General features: G+C 72.0%; 15 protein-coding genes. 8 read left to right on the forward strand and 7 right to left on the reverse strand.

Going from position 1 to position 18,727, the window contains the following annotated elements:
* Nucleotides 1–145: 145 nt before the first annotated feature.
* Nucleotides 146–1,579: a M1 family metallopeptidase gene (locus ACZ7M3_RS28555; RefSeq protein ID WP_472066746.1), complete on the reverse strand. Its 1,434-nt coding sequence runs from the start codon at nt 1,577–1,579 to the stop codon at nt 146–148.
* A gap of 143 nt (nt 1,580–1,722) precedes the next feature.
* On the opposite strand from ACZ7M3_RS28555, the gene ACZ7M3_RS28560 reads away from it, so the two are divergent.
* Complete coding sequence (locus tag ACZ7M3_RS28560) at nt 1,723–2,223, forward strand: hypothetical protein (protein WP_099925574.1); 501 nt, start codon at nt 1,723–1,725, stop codon at nt 2,221–2,223.
* 29 nt (nt 2,224–2,252) lie between these two features.
* On the opposite strand, the gene ACZ7M3_RS28565 is transcribed toward ACZ7M3_RS28560, so the two are convergent.
* A complete protein-coding gene (locus ACZ7M3_RS28565; protein WP_355308740.1) occupies nt 2,253–2,957 on the reverse strand; it encodes a pentapeptide repeat-containing protein in 705 nt (234 codons plus the stop codon).
* Between the two features lie 184 nt (nt 2,958–3,141).
* On the opposite strand from ACZ7M3_RS28565, the gene ACZ7M3_RS28570 reads away from it, so the two are divergent.
* Together ACZ7M3_RS28570 and ACZ7M3_RS28575 are read left to right on the forward strand one after the other, a co-directional pair.
* The gene (locus tag ACZ7M3_RS28570; protein ID WP_472066748.1) at nt 3,142–4,122 is read left to right on the forward strand and encodes a zinc-binding dehydrogenase; all 981 of its coding nucleotides are present in this window, start codon (nt 3,142–3,144) and stop codon (nt 4,120–4,122) included.
* A gap of 57 nt (nt 4,123–4,179) precedes the next feature.
* Entirely contained in the window at nt 4,180–5,688 is a 1,509-nt protein-coding gene (locus tag ACZ7M3_RS28575) for an MFS transporter (RefSeq protein ID WP_472066750.1), read from the forward strand.
* Nucleotides 5,689–5,717: 29 nt separating this feature from the next.
* Here the strand turns inward: ACZ7M3_RS28575 and ACZ7M3_RS28580 are convergent, their stop codons facing one another.
* Nucleotides 5,718–7,127, reverse strand: coding sequence for an NAD(P)/FAD-dependent oxidoreductase (locus ACZ7M3_RS28580; RefSeq protein ID WP_472066752.1), 1,410 nt, complete (start codon nt 7,125–7,127; stop codon nt 5,718–5,720).
* A 10-nt stretch (nt 7,128–7,137) separates the two neighbouring features.
* Nucleotides 7,138–7,791 carry a rhomboid-like protein gene (locus ACZ7M3_RS28585; protein WP_355308737.1) on the reverse strand — a complete coding sequence of 218 codons (654 nt, stop codon included), beginning with the start codon at nt 7,789–7,791 and terminating at the stop codon, nt 7,138–7,140.
* Between ACZ7M3_RS28585 and ACZ7M3_RS28590 the strand changes: the two genes are divergently transcribed.
* A complete protein-coding gene (locus ACZ7M3_RS28590) occupies nt 7,790–8,791 on the forward strand; it encodes an aminoglycoside phosphotransferase family protein (RefSeq protein ID WP_472066754.1) in 1,002 nt (333 codons plus the stop codon). The genes ACZ7M3_RS28585 and ACZ7M3_RS28590 overlap by 2 nt on opposite strands.
* A 12-nt stretch (nt 8,792–8,803) precedes the next feature.
* Here ACZ7M3_RS28590 and ACZ7M3_RS28595 read toward each other — a convergent pair whose 3' ends face one another.
* Nucleotides 8,804–10,585, reverse strand: coding sequence for an HEXXH motif domain-containing protein (locus ACZ7M3_RS28595; protein WP_472066756.1), 1,782 nt, complete (start codon nt 10,583–10,585; stop codon nt 8,804–8,806).
* 11 nt (nt 10,586–10,596) lie between these two features.
* Nucleotides 10,597–10,767, reverse strand: a complete 171-nt coding sequence (locus tag ACZ7M3_RS28600) for a hypothetical protein (protein ID WP_159064382.1) — start codon at nt 10,765–10,767, stop codon at nt 10,597–10,599.
* A gap of 195 nt (nt 10,768–10,962) precedes the next feature.
* On the opposite strand from ACZ7M3_RS28600, the gene ACZ7M3_RS28605 reads away from it, so the two are divergent.
* From ACZ7M3_RS28605 to ACZ7M3_RS28620, 4 genes are all read left to right on the forward strand, one after another.
* Nucleotides 10,963–11,265 (forward strand): trypco2 family protein, encoded by a 303-nt coding sequence (locus ACZ7M3_RS28605; protein WP_355308734.1) that lies wholly within the window; start codon nt 10,963–10,965, stop codon nt 11,263–11,265.
* Nucleotides 11,266–11,268: 3 nt separating this feature from the next.
* Nucleotides 11,269–12,384: an effector-associated domain 2-containing protein gene (locus tag ACZ7M3_RS28610; protein ID WP_472066758.1), complete on the forward strand. Its 1,116-nt coding sequence runs from the start codon at nt 11,269–11,271 to the stop codon at nt 12,382–12,384.
* A gap of 131 nt (nt 12,385–12,515) precedes the next feature.
* A complete protein-coding gene (locus ACZ7M3_RS28615) occupies nt 12,516–12,686 on the forward strand; it encodes a hypothetical protein (protein WP_177324000.1) in 171 nt (56 codons plus the stop codon).
* Nucleotides 12,687–12,703: 17 nt separating this feature from the next.
* Nucleotides 12,704–14,518: an HEXXH motif domain-containing protein gene (locus ACZ7M3_RS28620; protein WP_472066760.1), complete on the forward strand. Its 1,815-nt coding sequence runs from the start codon at nt 12,704–12,706 to the stop codon at nt 14,516–14,518.
* Nucleotides 14,519–14,527: 9 nt separating this feature from the next.
* Here ACZ7M3_RS28620 and fxsT read toward each other — a convergent pair whose 3' ends face one another.
* On the reverse strand, nt 14,528–18,373 hold the full coding sequence (fxsT, locus tag ACZ7M3_RS28625; protein ID WP_472066762.1) for an FxSxx-COOH system tetratricopeptide repeat protein: 3,846 nt from the start codon (nt 18,371–18,373) through the stop codon (nt 14,528–14,530).
* Nucleotides 18,374–18,727 lie beyond the last annotated feature (354 nt).

The raw sequence follows: 18,727 nt of genomic DNA on the forward strand, positions 1-18,727 counted from the left end.
CTCAGCCGAGCGGCAACAGGTTCAACCCCCGGGGGCCTCGCCTTCTGGACCGCCCTCGGCTACGAGACCATCGATCACCGCGAGGACCGCCGACTGGGCCGCCCCTGCGCGGTACTGCGCAAAGCGCTGGACGGGAGGACCTGAGTCACGCCCGGGACGGCTTGCCCTCTCCGTACAGCCAGTCCTTCCAGATGCCGCTGAAGTCCGTGTCCGGGGCCTTCTTCTCGACGTAGGCCGTGAAGTCGGCCGTGGACACGTTGGCGTGGCGGTGGGTGGCGGCCCAGCCCTGGATGATGTCGTAGAACGTGTCGTCGCCGACGGTCCGGCGGATCTTGTGCAGGACCATCGCGCCACGCTCGTAGACGGGCGGGTCGGAGATGTGGGCCGCGCTGGAGGGCTTGGCGGGCGGGAAGGCCCAGACCGCCTTGTTCTTCTCGGGGGTGTCGTAGTAGTCGCCCCGGTAGAGGGAGTTGAAGATCTCGTCGGCGCTCTCGCCGTCGTGGTCCTCCTGGTACAGCCACTCCGCGTACGTGGCGAAGCCCTCGTTGAGCCACATGTCCTGCCAGGACTTGGGCGTGACGGAGTCGCCGTACCACTGGTGGGCCAGTTCGTGGACGAGGGTGCCGGTGTCCGGGGCGCCGGGGAAGACGGGGCGGGTCTGGGTCTCCAGGGCGTAGCCCGCGTCGTCGCGGCGGTCCACGATCGCGCCCGTCGAGGGGAAGGGGTACGGGCCGAAGTTGTACGCCTCCCAGTCCATGATCTCGGGGATCTCGGACAGCACCTTCTTCGCGGCCGCGGTCTGCGTCGGGTCCACCGCCACGTACACGGGCAGGCCGTTCTTCGTCGTCGAGCGCGTGATGACGTACCGGCCGATCGCGACCGTGGCGACATAGCTCGCCATCGGTTCGGCCGTGTGCCAGGTGAAGGTCCTGCGGCCGTCGGCCGCCGTCGTCTCGCTCGTCAACTCGCCGTTGGAGACCACCCGCAGGTCCTTCGGGACGGTGACGGCGATGTCGTACGTCGCCTTGTCGGAGGGGTGGTGGTTGCCGGGGAACCAGGCCATCGAGCCGGTGGGTTCACCGAGGGCGAGGGCGCCGTCGGCGGTGGGCAGCCAGCCCTCCTGCGAGCCGTCCCGGTCGGTGAGTGTCTCGGGGGTGCCCGAGTAGCGCACCGTCGCGCGGAACGTCTCGCCCTTGTCGAGGTCGGTGTGCGGGCGCACGGTCAGCTCCTGGCCCGCCCGGTTCCAGCGGGCCTCCTTGCCCTCGACGGTGACGGCGGTGACGTCCAGGCCCTTCAGGTCCAGGTTGAGGGCGCTGAGGTTCTGGGTGGCCCGGGCGGTGATCTCGGCGGTGCCGTCGAGATGGTGCGCCTTGGGGTCGTAGGAGAGGGTCAGGGCGTAGTGCGTGACGTCGTAGCCTCCGTTGCCCATCTTCGGGAAGTACGGATCCCGGACCCCGGTGGCACCGGGCTTGCCGTACACACCACCACCACCGCCGCCGCACGCGGTGAGGGTGAGCGCGAGAGCGAGGGCGAAGGCCGGGGCCGGAGCAGAGCGGACGGTGACGGAAGATCGGGGCACACCAGCGATCCTACGAGGCCCCGACAACCCCACTCCAGGCCGCGCGCCCCGGCCGAGGGCCCGGCCGCCGACCGGTGGGGGCCGGTCACGCGCGCGCCGCGGAACCGTGTCCGCTCCCCCAGGCCCATGACACCATCACCTACGTGCTCGACATCGGCTACGCCCTCTCCAACCGCTTCCCCGACCCCCCGCAGACCGACTACCGCCGCGCGGACGTCCACGCGCTGCGGCACGACCTGTTCTGCGGTGACGTCTATCTCGCCGACACCAAGGCGGACCGGGAGCTGTCCACGGCCTGGGGATGGGTGCCGGTGCTCGACTTCGCGTGGGCCCTGTGCGACATCGTGGAGCAACTCGACCGGGACCCGCGCGGCAGCCGGGCCTCGCGCCCCCAGCACGCGGAGCTCGACTTCACCGAGTCGACGGACCGCATGCTCTTCGAGCGGCGCTTCGGCTGGGTGGACATCGAGGCCGACTGGATGCCGGGCGACGAGAAGCCGCTGACCTTCTCCCACTCCGCACTGCGCCGCGAGGCCCGCGACTTCCTGCACGACCTGATCGCCGACCTCACGGACCTGCACGACGACCTCGCCGAGAACCCGGCGATCTGGACCCTCCAGGCCCGCTTCCCCCGAGTGGGCTGAGACCCCCGTACCCCCCACTCGCCCCCGGCTCAGGACGCTCCCGGTCCCGGCCCCCCGTCCACCCGCACCCCCAGCGCCGCGGCGAACACGGGCGCCAGGTCGAGCAACTGGCTCGGACTGATCACCGCCCCCGCCAGCCGGTCCACGCCCCGCGCGATGTCCAGCTCCGCCGCGTGGCGCAGGTCCACGTCCGTCAGGGTGGCCGCGGTGAGGTCCGCCCCCTTCAGGACGCAGTCCACGAACTCCACGCGCTCCAGCCGGGCGGCCCCGAAATCCGGCTCGACCAGCACGCATCCCTCGAAGACGACGTCCTTGAGCCGGGCCTTGCGCAGGTTCAGATAGTCGATCTTGCCGCCGCGGATCAGGACCCGCTCCAGCACCGCCCCGTGCAACTGCACCCCGCCCAGGCGGGCGTCCACCAACTCGACGTCGCGCCAGGTCGACTCGGCGAGATCGGTGCCCACACCCCGTATGCCCGTCAGGACCGAGTCCAGCAGGCGCGCGTGGTGCAGTCGCGTCTCGTCCAGCGCGCACCCCGTCAGGGCGCAGTCCATGAAGGTCGCTCCTCCGCCGTCCTGCCCGACGAAGTCCGCCTCCCGGAACTCCAGCCCGTCATAGTCCCCGTCCGGCTCCAGCTCGGAGCCGTCATGGGGTTCCAGCGGCGGCAGCCGCACCTCCGGCCGCCGCGCCCCCTGGCCCCGCCCGCTCGCCCCGCCCGCCGCTTTTCGCACCATGCCCCCATCCTGCACTCCGCCACTGACAACGCCCCCGACCCGCGCCTCCGACCACGCACACCCCTCACCCGCGCCTTGACCTCAAGCGCGCTTGAGGCTGAACGCTGAGCCGCACCACCACCGGGCGATCAAGCACCAACCGAGCGATCAAGCACGCCTCAGGACGTCAGCGAGGGAGACCGTCATGCACGCCATCCGCCTGCACACCTTCGGCCCGGCCGAGAACCTCACCTACGAGAAGACCGAGGATCCCGAGCCGGGCCCGGGGCAGGTCCGTATCGCCGTGGCCGCGGCCGGTGTCCACCTCCTGGACGCCGCCCTGCGCGCGGGCGCCCGGGGCCCTGCGCCCGCCCCCACCCCGCTGCCCACGATCCCCGGCCGTGAGGTCGCCGGCACCGTCGAGTCCCTCGGTGCGGGCGTCGAGGGCCACTGGCTCGGCAGGCGCGTCGTCGCCCACCTCGGGTTCACCCCCGGGGGCTACGCCGAACTGGCCGTCACCGACGTCGACCGCCTGCACGAGATCCCGGAGAACCTGGACTTCGCCCAGGCCGTCGCCATGATCGGCACGGGCCGTACGACGATGGGGATCCTCCAGTTCGCCGAGCTGGGCCCCGGCTCCGTGGCCCTGATCCCCGCCGCCGCGGGCGGTATCGGCACCCTGCTCGTGCAGTACGCCCGGCACACGGGTGCCACCGTGATCGGTCTCGCCGGCGGCCCGGAGAAGGTGGCCCGCGTCCACGAGAACGGCGCCGACCTGGCCGTCGACTACAAGGACGGCGGCTGGCCGGACCGGGTCCGCGCCCATCTGGGCGGGAAGCCGGTCACCGTCGTCTTCGACGGCGTCGGCGGTGACGTCGCCCGCGCCGCCGTCGACCTCCTCGGCCCCGGCGGGAAGCACCTCGTCTTCGGCTGGTCCGGCGAGGGCATCCAGAGCGGCGGGCCACTGCTCGTGGAGGGGGTGTCCGAGCAGGTCCTCGGCCCCGTGATGCTGCGCGCGGCGGGCGGTCCCGACCCCGTCCGCACGCTGGAGCTGAGGGCTCTCGCCGAAGCCGCCGCGGGCCGCCTCACCCCGGCCGTGACCCGTTTCCCGTTGGCCGCGGCGGCCGAGGCCCACCGGGCCCTGGAGACCCGCGCCACCCTCGGAAAGGTGGTTCTGGAGCCATGAATCGGGATCACGATCCGGAAAGATGCGATACATACCAATTCATGGTCTTCTGGGCAAGTGAGCCGCACCCGATCAGGTGAACGCGGCGCCCCTGGTACCTCCCAAGGCGCCGACTCCCGCCGCTGGTGGGGCCTGGTGGTCATCGCCCTCGCGCAGCTGATGGTCGTCCTCGACGCGACCATAGTGAACATCGCGCTTCCCTCCGCACAGCGCGCTCTGGGCATGTCCGACGGCAACCGGCAGTGGGTCATCACCGCGTACACACTGGCCTTCGGCGGTCTTCTGCTGCTCGGCGGCCGGATCGCGGACCTCGTCGGCCGCAGACGCACCTTCGTCTTCGGCCTCATCGGCTTCGCGGCCGCCTCCGCGATCGGCGGCGCGGCGGCCAACTCCGCCATGCTCTACGGCGCCCGCGCTCTCCAAGGCGCCTTCGCCGCCGTCCTGGCCCCCTCCGCGCTCAGCCTGCTGACCACCACCTTCACCCAGCCGAAGGAGCGCGGAAAGGCCTTCGGCGTCTACAGCGCCCTCGCGGGCAGCGGCTCGGCGATCGGACTCATCATGGGCGGGCTGCTGACCGAGTACCTGAACTGGCGCTGGTGCCTGTACGTCAACATCCCCATAGCCGTCGTCGGGGTCTTCGGCGCGTTCGCGCTGCTGCCCGACCCCCCGGGCAACGCCCGCGCCCGGCTCGACATCCCCGGTGTGCTGCTCGGCTGCGGCGGACTGGTCACGATCGTCTACGGAGTCAGCGAGGCGGAGCCGCGCGGCTGGACGGACCCGCTGGTCCTTGCCCTCCTCGCGGGCGGAATCGTGCTGCTGACCGCGTTCGTGTACTGGCAGACGAGGGCCCCGAGCCCGCTGCTCCCGCTGCACATCATCAAGGACCGCACGCGCGCGGGCTGCTTCCTGACGATGGCCCTCGCCGTCATCGGCATGTTCGGCATTTTCCTGTTCATGACCTACTACCTGCAGGTCGTCCTCGGATACTCGCCCGTGTGGGCGGGCCTGGCCTTCCTGCCCATGACCGCCGCGATCGTCATCTGTACGACGCAGATCTCGGCGCGACTGCTGCGCCGCGTGGCACCGCGCGTACTGATGGTCCCCGGAGCGCTCCTCGCGGCTTCCGGGATGCTGTTCTTCACCCACCTCACGGTCGACGCCGACTACGCGGGCCGACTGCTGCCCGGTCTGATCCTGATGGGCCTCGGCATGGGCCTGATCTTCATGCCGGTCTTCGCCACCGCCACCGCCGGGGTCGCCCCACAGGACTCCGGCGTGACCTCCGCGACCGTCAACACCTCACAGCAGGTGGGCGGTTCGATCGGTACGGCCCTGCTGAACACGATCGCCACCACCAGCGGCGCGGTGTACATCGCCGCGCACCTCGCCAACCCCGCCCGGAAGGCCCTGATCGTCCGCGAGGGCATCGTGCACGGCTACACGGTCGCCATCTGGTGGGCCGCCGGAATCATGCTCCTGGCCGGTCTGGTCGCGGGCCTCATGGTCACCGCGAGGACCCCCAGACACGCGACCGCACCGGCCCCCGTGCCCGAGTCGGTCCCCTGAACCGGCTTCCCCAGCTCCCGCAGGGGTGGTCAGTGCCGGCCCGCGACGCGGTCCGCCACCCGTGCGAGCCGCGACGACTGCGCACTGTGTGTGGTGAGTTCGCGGCGGTCGGCCGTGCGGTAGGTGGCGTACATGCCCTGCACGCCCAGCCAGCGAAACGGCTCCGGCTCCCACTTGCGGACCTTGTGGTCGACCCACGGGAGGGCGGTCAGGTCGGTCGGGCCCGCCTGGCCCGAGTCCTGCTGGATCAGGTCCCGCAGGGTGCGCGCGGCGAGATTCGTCGTCGCGACGCCGGATCCGACGTAGCCGCCCGCCCAGCCGAGGCCGGTGGAGCGGTCCAGGGTGACGGTGGCGCACCAGTCACGGGGGACGCCCAGGACGCCCGACCAGGCGTGCGCCACCCGTACGCCGGCCAGGGAGGGGAAGAAGCGGACCAGGATCTCGTGGAGGGCGTCGATGGTCGCCTGCTGGGTGCGGCCGTCGTTGTCGGTGCGCGAGCCGAAGCGGTAGGGGACACCCCGGCCGCCGAGCGCGATGCGGTCGTCGGCGGTGCGCTGGGCGTACATGTAGGCGTGCGCCATGTCGCCGAGCGTCTCGCGCCCCTCCCAGCCGATCGTCGCCCACTGCTCCGGGGTCAGCCGCTCGGTCGCGATCATGGAGGAGTTCATGGGCAGCCAGGTGCGCTTCTGGCCCTTCAGGGAGGCCGTGAAGCCCTCCGTGCAGCGCAGGACGTAGGGGGCGCGCACCGTGCCGTACGGCGTGACCGCGTGCTTCGGGCGGATCTCCGTGACCGGCGTCTTCTCGTGGATCGTGACGCCGAGTGCCTCGGCGGCCGCCGCAAGCCCCTTGATGAGCTTCACCGGGTGCAGACGCGCCCCGTGCGGGGTCCAGGTCGAGCCGACCGCGTCCGCGACCCGGACGCGCTCGACGGTCTCCCGGGCGCCGTAGAGCTCGCGGTCCTTCTCGCCGTAGGAGAGTTCGTGCGCGTGGAAGGCCTTCAGGCGGGCCAGCTGGGCGGGCGTGTAGGCCACTTCGAGGACGCCGCCCTGGTGGACGTCCGCCTCGATGCCCTCTTCGGCGGTGACCCGGACGACCTCGTCGACCGTCTCGTTCATCGCCTTCTGGAGACGGACCGCCGCCTCGTGGCCGTGCAGCTTGGCGTACCGGTCGCGGCCCGCGATGCCGTTGTAGAGCCAGCCGCCGTTGCGCCCGGAGGCGCCGTAGCCGCAGAACTTCTGCTCCAGGACGGTGACGCGCAGGAAGGGGGCCGCCTTCTTGAGGTAGTACGCGGTCCACAGGCCCGTGTAGCCGCCGCCGACGATCACGACATCGGCGGTCGCGTCGCCCGACAGGGGCTCGCGGGGCTCGGGCAGACCGTCGTCCGCGTACCAGAAGGAGATGCCGCCGTTGGCCGTGCCGCTTCCCGTGCTGCTGCTCATGGGCGGGACGTTAACCCCTGAGGGTGGCCAGTGTCTCCTTCGGATTCCATGCTTTTCCGCGGCCTCTGACCAGCGGATAGCAGCAGAGGCCGATCAGGATCGATATGAAATGCCCGAAATCGGTGAAGGTGCGGCCGGTGACCAGCGGCAGGCCGTAGACCGCGAGGACGACCGCCAGACAGAGGTACCGCCACGGCACCGTGACGCGGTAGGTGAGGACCCCTATGACGCCGGCCAGCGCGTAGCTCACCCCGATGTCCAGGGTGTCGACCGCCGAGTGCGGCGCCGCCCCGCGCTTGATCGCGCCCAGCAGCGCTCCCTCGCTGATCAGCGTCGCCAGGACGTGCGCGGCCACCGCGACCGCCAGCCAGCGCAGCGTGCCCAGCCAGCGCTCCGCCTGGGCGTGGAAGGCGGTGAACAGGACGGCGTACGGCAGCCAGAGACCGCCGTCGATCCACATCGCACTGGTGATCAGCACCCGTACGGGGCTGTCCGACAGCTCGTGAATGTTCGTGGACCGCTGGCGCAGGAAGTCCTCTTCGAAATCCGGAGACATGTGGTGCAGAGCCACTGTGGTGACGAAGAGGATCGCCAGCCACACGTAGGTGCCGGGGGCACTGCGTATGTAGCTCCCGACGCGGTGCAGGGCCCCGTCAATGCGCATGAGCCGCCTCACCGCCGCACATAGGCTCGGCTCTGTGATCGACGTTCCGGTGGGTCTGGCCGCCTCGCAGGACAAGTACAACGGAGCGGCGGGGCGCGCCTTCGTCGCCGGGCTGCCCGAGCGGGCCGCGCACTTCCTGGAGCGCTGGGAGCTGCGCCTCGACGGCCCCTCCATGCACGGTGTCACGGCGCTGATCCTGCCGGTGCTGCGGGCCGACGGCACCCCGGCCGTGCTCAAGCTCCAGCTCCTGGACGAGGAGAGCGCGGGTGAGCCGGCCGCCCTGCGTGTCTGGGACGGTGGCGCGGCCGTACGCCTCCTCGCCCACGACGAGGCCACCTGCACCCTGCTGCTCGAACGGCTCGACCAGACCCGCATGTTGACGCACCTCCCCGACACACGCGAGGCCGCGCTGGTCGTCGCGCGGCTGCTGGCCCGGTTGACGGCCGTGCCGGCGCCGGAGGGGATGCGGCGGCTCGGTGACATCGCGGAGGCCATGCTGGAGCGGGTGCCGGGGGCCCTGAAACTGATCGCGGACCCGGCCGAGCGTCGTCTCGTCGAGGACTGCGCGGCGGCGGTGCGCGAGGTGGCGACCGAGCCGGGTGACCGTCTCCTCCACTGGGACCTCCATTACGACAACGTCCTCCAGGACCTCCAGGACCTCCGCGACCTCCACGACCTCCGCGGCCCCGACGGTCTCCAGGACGGGGACGCCCGCTCCGTCGGCCACGGGCCCTGGGTCGCCATTGACCCCAAGCCGCTCGCGGGCGATCCCGGCTTCGACCTCTGCCCGGCGCTCGGCAACCGCTTCGAGCCCGCCGAGATCCGCTGGCGCTTCGACGCGATGACCGACGTCATGGGCCTGGATCGCGAGCGGGCCCGTGCCTGGACCCTCGGTCGTGTCCTACAGAACACTCTGTGGGACATCGAGGACGGCCGCCCGCTGGAGGCGGTCCAGCTGGAGATCGCGCGTCGGCTGCGGGACGCCCCGCGCGGAGCCTAGGTCCTCCCCGGCTCAGGCTCCGTACGCCAGGGCGCGCCCCAGTGCCAGCGGATCGGCCTGCCCGTTCAGTTCGCCGTACAGGGCCATCGCCAGTTCCGGACGGGCCAGCAGACCGTCTCCCGCCGGGTCTCCGGCGGCCCGCGCGGCGAGGCCGAGCCCGGCCCAGGTCTCGGGGTCGCCCTCGCCGCGGCCGATGCGCGCACGGAACGCGCTCAGGGCCTCGGCGGTGCGGCCTTCCACCAGGGCGATGTCCTCGAGGCGCGCGCCGGCGACCACCGCGCCGGGGTCGTCCCGCAGCGCCGCGAAGCCCGCGGGGTCCGCCAGCAGCCATCGCAGCAGCACCGCCCGGGTGTCGATGCCCCGCGCCGGACTGCCCGGCACGGGCACGGGCACGGGCTCGGGCTCGGGCTCGGGCTCGTCCGTCGCCTTGGGCAGCCGGCTTCCGTCGGCCCAGGCTGCCGCGTGGGCGCGGAGGGTCCCCGGCGCGGGCCGCAGATGGCAGGCGCGCCAGGTGGCACGGTGGTCGGCGACCGCCAGGGCCGCCGCGGCCCGGAACCGGGCGTCGACCGGTTCGTCGAGCCAGGGCTCGATGCGCCGCGTCAGCTCGGCCACCAGCCGCCGCCCCAGATCGTTGAGCCCGTCCGCCGAACCGACGGCGCGCAGCGCGTACGCGGTCTGGCTGCGCCACAGCGCGAACTCGAACTGTCCGAGGGCGTGGCCGCGCCGCCGCCAGAACGCGGTGACACCGAAAAAGGCGTACACGCCCTGGAGCAGCCCGCCCAGGGGACGGGGGTCGTCGCGCCAGGGGGCGTAGTGGAGCCGGGTGCCCTGGTCGTCGTACAGGGTGAACAGGTGCATGAACGCGCTGAGCTTGTTGTGCTGGAACTCGTGCACCAGCGTCGAGGCGAACTGCTCGGCGTCGTCCGGGGCCGAGGCCAGGGCGGTGCCGAAGGCGTCGCCCGAGGACGCGCTGTGCGGCCTGAACCTCTCGGCGCGCGGACGGGGCACCACCGACACCAGCCCGCCGGCCAGGGCCTCGGCGACCTCGGTGTCGGTGCGCCGCAGGATGTCCCAGGCGGGGCCGAACAGGTCCTGCCACTCGGCGGTGGAGTCGATCGGTTCCACCCCGGTCGGTCCGCGCAGGTCGCGGTAGGGGTCGGTGTCGTCCAGGAGCAGGGTGCAGCCGTCGGCGCGCAGCTCGGTCAGGGCGTGCCAGTCCGGCCCCCCGAGTGGGCGCCCGGCGATCCGCACGGATCCCGCCGAGGCGCTGACCTCGGCCACGTCCCAGTCCGCCCGGCCGGGCACCCGCATCGCCCCGAGCGCGGGCAGGACCACCCAGCCGTGGCGGACCGGGACGTCGGTACGGAACTCCAGGCCGACGCGGACGGCCGCGGCGGCGGCGATCGCGTGGAGGTACCCGGTGTCCGCCCAGAGGGGTGCGTCGTCCTGGGCCGTCCCGCGCAGCCGGCGCAGTGTGTGCGCCGCCCACACGCCCACGGCCGGATACGCCAGCAGGTCTTCCACCGCCTCCTTGGACACGGCCCAGGCGCGCGACAGCAACTTCCAGCCGTCCGCCAAGGGGGACAGGGGGCCTGCCGGTGCCGTCGCGGCCGAGTCCAGCAGGGCCCGGACGACCAGCAGCCGCCAGCTCCGCTCGCTCACCCGCAGACGGTCCACCGTCGCGGGGCCGCCCCCACCGCACAGCAGTTCGTCGAACGACTGCGGAGGCAGGACGTGGGGCAGGGCGTGCGACAGGACGTGGGGCAGGGCGTGGGACCGGGCCGTCTGGTGCACCTCTCGCGCCGCTACGCGTCGCGCTGCGGGTTGTAGCCGCCGAGGCTGCTCGCGGGGTCGTCGATACGGCTGAGCAGTCGGCGCATGGAGCCCTGCGCGGGCGGCAGGTCCAGCTGGGGCCAGGCGTCCAGCGGAACGTCGCTGAGGTCGATCAGCTCGGACTCGACTCCGGACTTCTCCATGGCGGCGCCCCTGTGACAGTGAGGTGATGCGTTCAATGCCTTAGATATCACTGAATATGGCGTTTCCAGGGATTTCAGGCTACTTGGGTGACCCTATTGCATCAACGTCGTCACACAGGGCCACAGCGCGGAATCGGCCCGGATCGGGTGACGGAAGGGCGGTGGGAGCACGGGCGGTGGGGGTAGGGACCGGGTGTGATTGAACTCGCTGAACTGATCGAGGAGTTGCGCAGGGAACTGACCGCGGCCCGGACGGCCGCGGAGGGGGAGGATCTGTACTTCGAGGTGGGTCCGGTGGAGCTGGAGGCGGCCGTGGTCGTGGAGCGGTCGGCGACGGCGGGCGGCAAGATCCGCTTCTGGGTGGTGGAGGCGGGCGCGGACGGACGGGTGGCGGACAGCGTCACGCACCGGGTGAAGCTGACGCTCGACCCGCGCACCCACAGCGGCGGCGGACGGGCCCCGTGGGTGGGCGGGGACGAGACCGAACGAGAGCGCTGAGCCGTGGCGGCACAGGATCCGCGCCGCGGACTGGATCCGGTCCGGGTGGCGGAGGTGATGGTGCGACCGCTCGCGGGGCGGGGCCCCGGACGGCGCGGTTCCGGCTACCGGGTGGGTCCCTGGTGGGTGCTCACCGCCGCGCACGTCGTCCGTGACGCGAGAACGGGAACCACCGACGTACGGTTCGAGGCCGACCGCGCCGACGAGTGGACCGTGGCCGCCCGGGTGGTACTGGCCTCGGAGCAGGCCGACGTGGCGCTCCTGGAACTGGACGGATCCGCGCCGCACGGCGTCCACGCGGCCGCGACCGAACCCCCCTCGTACGGGGCCGTGCCCGACGCGGACCTCGTGCTGCCGTGCAGCGCGATGGGCTTCCCCCGGTTCAAGCTGCGTGAGGACCGGATGCGACGGCTCGACGACGGCTCGGCGTCCCAGTACCGCGACTCCTGTCACGCGACGGGCATGACCTCGGTACTGTCCAACCGCCGCGAGGGCACGCTCGAACTCGCCGTCACCCCGCCCGAGTCGGACGCCGAGCCGGACCGGTCGCCCTGGGAGGGCATGTCGGGCGCGGCGGTCTGGCACGACGACGCGATCGTCGGCCTGGTCAGCGCGCACCACCGCACGGACGGTCTCGGCCGCCTCGCCGCCGTCCGCGTGGACCGCTGGTACGAGCTGTTGACCAGGTCCGAACTGGCCCTGCTGCACGAGTGCGCCGGCCTGCCCGCGTCGGCGCCCGAGCTGCCCCGCATCCCGTCCGCACGGCCCGCCGCGGCGGGCCCGGTCACCCTGGCCGATCTGCGCGACGACCTGCCGCTGCGCGAACTCGACGGCCTGGTGGGCGCGTTGACGGCACTGCCCACGGTGAGCGACCGCACCACCCTGGCCCTGGTCCTGGGCAGCATCAACCCGGCCGTCGCGGCCATGAGTCCGAGGACACCGGCGCTGAGACCGGACGTGTTCGCCATCCTGCGGACCTGCCTTCGCTACCCGGGGACCTTGGACCAACTCCTCGAAGCGATACGGTTGATGGAGGGCCACTCCGCCGGGGTGGCCCGCATGGACGAAGAGGCGGTGGAGTTGTCCCGGCGCCACCGTCGAGCCGGTGAGAGCCGCTGACCTGATATCGCGCCGCCCCACGGGTGCGGGGTTTCATCCTCGGCACGGCGGGCCATTATCAGGGGGATGTGAGCAGCCCGCATCCACAAATGCAGCCGGGGGGAAGGGGTTTGGCCGTCATGGAGCCGTCTGTGGCCGCCGTCGAGTCCAGCCTGGTCGATCTCGCGGGGGTATCTCTTGAAACGCTGCGCTCCATTGACAGCCGGGTCCTCGCCACGTCGCTGGAGGAACTGCAGCGAAGAATCGACCACCAGATGGCCAGCGTCAGCGGAATCGACGGCGGTGCCGAGCGTTTCGACTGACACCGCCGGGGTCGCTCGTGAGTGCTGAGCCGTCCCTGCCGCATCATCGCCTGCCGCCGGACAGCCTGGCCGAACTGGTCCGTGGTGAGGGCGGCCCCGCCACCCTCACCTCTTTGCTCGGGGCCGAACGCAGCCGTCGTCTGCTGTTGCTGAGGATGCTCGACGACGCCACGGATCTCGGCCCCGCGTGGGACCTCCTCAGCCAGGCGCAGCAACGCGCGCCCGCCCTTGTCGACGACCTGCTCATGTATCCGCAGACGGGCATGTGGCTGGCCACCGCGCTGCACCGGCTGCGGGGGACGGCGTCCGAGGCGGAGCCGCCGCCATGGGTGGTGCTCGGCCACTTCTCGGCGCTCGCTGCGGCGGCAGCGCTACGCGCGGAGCTGGACTTCGGCATCGAGGTGCCGGTGCGGCACGGCCGGGTGCCCTTGCCGACCCTGGGCTGTGCGGTGCTGCCCACGACCGAACCATGGACGACGGCCACCGTGCGGGCCGAGGCCGGGCGCGCCGTGGTGGAAGCGTCCGGGGCCGGGGTCGTGATACCGCTCCCGTTCGGTTCGGCGGGAGCGGGGTGGCATCCGGTGCGCCGGCTGACGGTCGGCCCGGCAGGCGGACGGCTCGAGATCGCGCTGGACGACGTGGATCCGTACCGGACGTATCCGCAGCCGACCGAGCCGCGTCCCCTGTCCGAGGAGGCCGCCGCGCACTGGGGGCAACTGCTGGAGCGGGCCTGGGCGGTGTTGCTGAGAGAGCAGACCGACACGGCGGAGGCGATGCGGCGGAGCGTGTTCTCGCTGACGCCGACAGCGGCCAGGGAAAGGTTTCGGCCACGCAGTGTGACAGCTGGGGAGGCCTTCGGGGGCATCGAGGCCTCGGAACCGGACGACGCCATCGAACTGGCCGTCACCCTCGTGCATGAGTTCCAGCACACCAAACTGGGCGGACTGCTCCATCTGACGCCCCTGCTGACGGACGGCTCCGACGGAGGTACGGAGCTGTGGTACGCGCCTTGGCGGGACGATCCCCGGCCTCTTGGGGGGCTGCTGCAAGGCATTTACGCGTTTGTGGGGATCACCCGCTTCTGGCGCGCGCACCGCACGGCCGCAGCCGCGCAGACCGCCATGGCGCAGTTCGAGTTCGCGCTGTGGCGGACCCATGTGGCGACGGCGATGGAGCAGATCCACCGGCATCCGCGCTTCACACCGCTCGGCACGGCCCTGCTGGACACGCTGCGCGACCACTGCGCGCAGTGGCTGGCGGAGCCGGTTCCCGAGGAGCAACGGGCCCTGGCCCGGTTGTGCACCGACGACCACGTCGCGCGCTGGCGGGCACACCACCTGCGGCCCGCCGCGCCTGCGGTCGACGCGGCCGTACGCGCCTGGCTGGACGGGGCGAGCGGCCCGCCCGGTGCCCTGGCCGCCGAGCCCGAGGTCGTGCCCGATCCCTCGGCGCGCTGGCTGGACAGCCTGGCGATGCTCGTCCGCTACCGCCTCAACGACACGAACGACGACCGGCCCTCGCCCGACTGGCCCGAGAAGGCCGCGGCCCGCGTCACCGGAGCACTGGCCGGCGACGCCCTCCTGGCCGCGGGCGACGCCACGGCGGCCCGGCACGCCTACCTGGCGGACCTGGCCGCGCAACCCGACCGGGCCGGAGCCTGGGCCGGCCTCGGCCGTGCCCTCGCCGCGGCGGACACCGAACCGACGGCGGCCCACCTGCTGTGCCACCACCCCGAACGGGCGCGAGCGGTGCACCGCTCCCTGCGGCAGGTCACGGACACCCCACCGGACCCCATCCGCCTCGCCACCTGGCTCGGCTCGGCTCCGGCCTGACCGGGACGGTCACATCGGCATCGGGTCGATGTCGCAGTCGGTCCGCTTCCTGGCGCGGGCCTGCACGGTCGCCGGGTGGGGAGCGGACTCGGCGGACCTGAGGCGGGGCCCGTCCAGGACCCTCTCCATACGGCTCAGGGTGTCCGCGCGCAGCGCCTCGCCCGCCGCCTCTTCCCCGAGGGCGACGAGGTCCAGGGAGAGGTTCGCCGCACCCACCAACGTGGTCGGGTGGTCCTCGCCCAGCCGCGTCCGGCACAACGCAACGGTCTTCTCGCCGAGTTCGCGGGCTTCCTCCACCCGCCCCAGCGCACTCAGATCGCTCGCCAGGTTGATGGCACAGGCCAACACGATCGGATGGCTCTCCCCGAGGCGCCCGGTCAGCGACTCCAGCGCCGCCTCGTCGAGTTGCCTGGCCTCCTGCGCCCGTCCCAGCAGCCGCAGCGTCACCGCCAGGTCGACGTCGGCAGCCAGGACATGGGGGTGGTCGTGCTGGTAGATGGTGCGGAAGCGTTCGCCGGCCTTCTCGCCGCGCTCCCTGGCGGCCTCCAGCTGACCGTTCTGCCGCAACGCCACCGACAGGGCGAGCGCGGCGGTCAGGGACTCCGGGTGCGTGTCGCCGTAACGGCGGGTGAACTGGTCGAACGTGTCGCGCGCCAGTTCCAGCGCGGTGGTGTGGTCGCCCTCCTTGCGGCAGGCCTCGCTCAGCTGCCGCACGGTCCGCAGAGTCGTGGGGTTACCGGCTCCGAAGGCCGCCCGGTAGCCGTCGACGACCGCCTGCTGCAGCGACCGCGCGCCGACGTAGTCACCCGTCTCGCGCACGTCGACGGCGACGCTCGCCTCGGTCACCAGTGCCTGCTGGTGATCGCGGCCGAACAGCCGTGTCTTCATCGCGTGCGTGTGCCGGTCCAGTTCCAGCGCGCGCTGGAACTCGCCGACCAGCCGGAGGCTCACCCCGAGGTTGTGAGCGGTGACCAGCGTGGTGGGGTCGTCCTCGCCGAAGGCGCGCCGAGCACGCTCATAGGCCATCTCGTCCAGTTCGGCACCGGCACCGAAGTCCCCTTGGTGGCGGCGTACCGCGGCTTCGAGGTTCAGCGCCACCAGTGCGTCCTCGCGCGTGTCCTCCTGGTTCGCGGGCGCGGTGCGGTCGTAGACGGCCCTGAGCTGGGCCACGAGCCGGGAGGCGTCGTCGTAGCGCCCGACCATCAGGTACAGGAAGCCCAGCCACCAACCCATCAGAAGCGTCTGCTGGTCCTCCTCCCCGAACAGCCGCTGCCACACCTCCCAGGCCTGCTCCGAGAACTCACGGGCGACCTTGTGATCCCCCCAGTACCAGAGGTACTTGGCGACGTTCATCACGAGCTCGCGCACCCACGGCTGGTCGGACTCGACGGCGCCCGACGCGATGACATGGCCGTAGAGCTCGGCGTAGCGCGGCCAGTTGGCGGACTGGTTGGGTCCCTTGGGGTCGGAGGCGGCCAGAAGGGTGTGGGCGCCATTGCGCATGCGGTTCTGTTCCTCGGGGGTCATGCGGTTGATCAGCACGGCCTGCACCAGGCGGTGCATCTCGATCGAGTTGGTCCGGTGGTCGATGCGGGCGAGAGAGTAGCGGTTGATCTCCCGAATGGCGCGGGCGAGCCGCATCGGGTCGTTGAGGGCCCGGTCGAGTTCGGGGTCGATGCTGGAACCGCCGAGGCCGGAGAAAATCGAACGGGAGATGGGGTCCGGCGCGAAGTACGAGCAGAGCTGGAGCAGCCGCAGCGCGGCGAGGCTGCGCGTCTCCAAGTGGTCCAGCGAGACGTTCCACGCGGCCGCGACCGGAAGCTGGTAGTCCGGCGGCGGTGACACCTCAAGGAGTTCACTGCGCTTGTCCTCGAACAGGCGCAGGTACTCCGATACCGGCATCCCCGTCTCCGCACGCCAGGCGGCGGCCTGTTCCAGCGCGAGCGGGAGGTCCCCGAGGGCATCGGCGAGGCGGTCCGCCTCGGCGTCGTCGAGGTCCCCGGGGGAACCCGAACGCCGCAGCAGCTCCTTGCTCTCCTCCCGGGTGAAGACATCGACCTCCAGGGAGGGACCCACGACGCTCCAGCGCCGGTTGCGGGAGGTGACGAGGATGGTGCCGCTGCCGCCGGTGGGGAAGTAGTCGCGGACGCGTTCGGGACTGTCGGCGTTGTCGAAGATCAGCAGCCAGCGCGAGTACGGCCGCCCCTCGCGCAGCGCCTCGCGCACCGCGGGTCCGGCGATGTTGGCCTCGGCGCTGGTGCCCAGGCCGAGCCGCTGGGCGAGTTCCACCAGGGCCTGGCCGATCTGGCCGGGGCGCTCGGCGGGAATCCACCAGACGATGTCGTACTCGGACTGATGCCTGTACGCGTATTCGATCGCCATCTGGGTCTTCCCGACACCACCCATGCCGTGGATGGCCTCGGGCAGCACGGTGGTCGTGCCTTCCCGAAGGCGCTCGCTCAGTCGCTCCAGAAGGTCCACACGGCCGGTGAAGTTCGGGTTGCGCGGAGGGATGTTCCCCCAGATGCGCGGCTGCGCCGAACGCGCGTTCTCCACCGTGGGCTGCTGCGTGGTGGCCATGTTCGTGGCTCCTTTTGAAGTTGTCTCGGGCCCCCTCGGGGCGTGTGCGGCATCCCGGTGGGCCCGGGTGGCAGGGTCCAGGTGCCGCGTATGGGTACGTGCGTCCTTGCCCAGGTTGACCGTGTTCTGCAGGTCGTACGCGCGCAGTGCCCGCGCGAGACGCTCGGCCGGGGGCAGGAAGCGTCCGGACAGGGCGCGCAGCGCGGCCAGTTCGATGCGCAGGAACGCCACGTTCCGCGGGGTCACGGGCGGCACGTCGGTCGTCTCGAGGAGTTCGTCGGCGGCGGGCAGGACCGGGTCGGAGCCCTCCGGGACCGCCATCAGCACCCGTACGTCGTGCAGCACCCGGACGGTGTCCCGGCGGCGGGCCAGCGCCAATAACTCCTGGCGGATGTTCGGGCCGAAGGCGAAGACCACGTCGGCCGCGCGTTCGGCCTCCGCGCCCGCGGGCCGCACCAGTCCACTCATCAGCAGCTCGGTGAGGTGGGCGGGTCCGGCACCCGGCACCGAGGCCGTCAGGGCGCTCATGACGGGCAGCGTCAGAGGAGCCGCCGCGAGGCGGCTGGCCAGCGCGAACGCTGTGGGCGAGGCGGCGGCCCGGAACTCCGAGACGCGCTCCCACGGAGGTACCGCGCTGGCGGGGTCGGGCACGTCGTCGACCCAGGGCACGGCACGCGCGGCGTCCGGCCGCCGCTTCCAGTCACGGGCCCGCACGCCCGACATCTCCACGCCTTCCGAGGCCCGGCCCGTCACCAGGTCGACCCAGCCGGTGAGGGAGTGACCGGTCCGCTCCAGGACCGGGACGGGCACCACGCCGGCCCGTGCCGCCGGGTCGTCGTCCACCGGTTCGAGGGGAGAGGTGCGCAGCTCCCAGCCCAGGGAGTCGTTGGGCGCCCAGGGGTGCCCGGAGCGCAGGCGCATGCGGTAGACGTCCAAGCCGGTACGGAACCAGAGCCGTTGGGGCAGCAGGTGCATGACCGCGAGGGCCTCGGAGCGGCCGAGTTCGCGCAGCAGCGGCAGCACCGCGTCCGAACGCCAGCCCGCGGCCAGCCCGTCGGTCAGCACCAGCACCACCCGGTGTTCACCCACGGACGGGGGCAGGTGCTCCAGACGGATCCGGCCCGGCTCGGTGTCGTCCGAACTCAGCAGCCGTAAGCGGATGATCGGGCCCAGCGCCTCCTGGCGGGCGAGTTCGTCGGCCAGTCGGGTGACCGTCTCGTCCCAGACCCGCATGGTCACGTAGTCGTCGACCACGAGCAGTACGTCCGGCGGCACGTCCGAGCGGTCCGCGGAAGAAGCCCGTCCGAGGCCACGCAGGGCGCGCGACACAACGTCGAGTGACGCCTCGTCAGAAGCCGATGCCGATGCGGATACCGATGCCGATGCGGATGGTGGTCGTGGACCGTCGTCACACTGCATAAGCGCCCTCAGAACGTCCGGTCATGCCCGACGACGGAGGGAGCACCGAGGAGGAGTCCCGCAGTCCGCGGGCATGCGTGACATCCACGTGCCAAGCCTGGCAGTGGTCTGCTTGCGGTGCAACATGGCAGGCCACAGGAGACGGTAGAAGGGTCCGAAAGTCAATCGCCGGGTGGTACTTGCCCCCTGGGGACAGCCGGTGGCGCTGTC

It is taken from the genome of Streptomyces sp. NPDC111656 (assembly GCF_055656965.1).

What these genes read in the sequence shown, in the direction of transcription:
- ACZ7M3_RS28565 (WP_355308740.1), bottom strand. Translation starts at nt 2,957, where the DNA reads ATGGTGCGAAAAGCGGCGGGCGGGGCGAGCGGGCGGGGCCAGGGGGCG.
- ACZ7M3_RS28570 (WP_472066748.1), top strand. Translation starts at nt 3,142, where the DNA reads ATGCACGCCATCCGCCTGCACACCTTCGGCCCGGCCGAGAACCTCACC.
- ACZ7M3_RS28580 (WP_472066752.1), bottom strand. Translation starts at nt 7,127, where the DNA reads ATGAGCAGCAGCACGGGAAGCGGCACGGCCAACGGCGGCATCTCCTTC.
- ACZ7M3_RS28590 (WP_472066754.1), top strand. Translation starts at nt 7,790, where the DNA reads ATGAGCCGCCTCACCGCCGCACATAGGCTCGGCTCTGTGATCGACGTT.
- ACZ7M3_RS28585 (WP_355308737.1), bottom strand. Translation starts at nt 7,791, where the DNA reads ATGCGCATTGACGGGGCCCTGCACCGCGTCGGGAGCTACATACGCAGT.
- ACZ7M3_RS28600 (WP_159064382.1), bottom strand. Translation starts at nt 10,767, where the DNA reads ATGGAGAAGTCCGGAGTCGAGTCCGAGCTGATCGACCTCAGCGACGTT.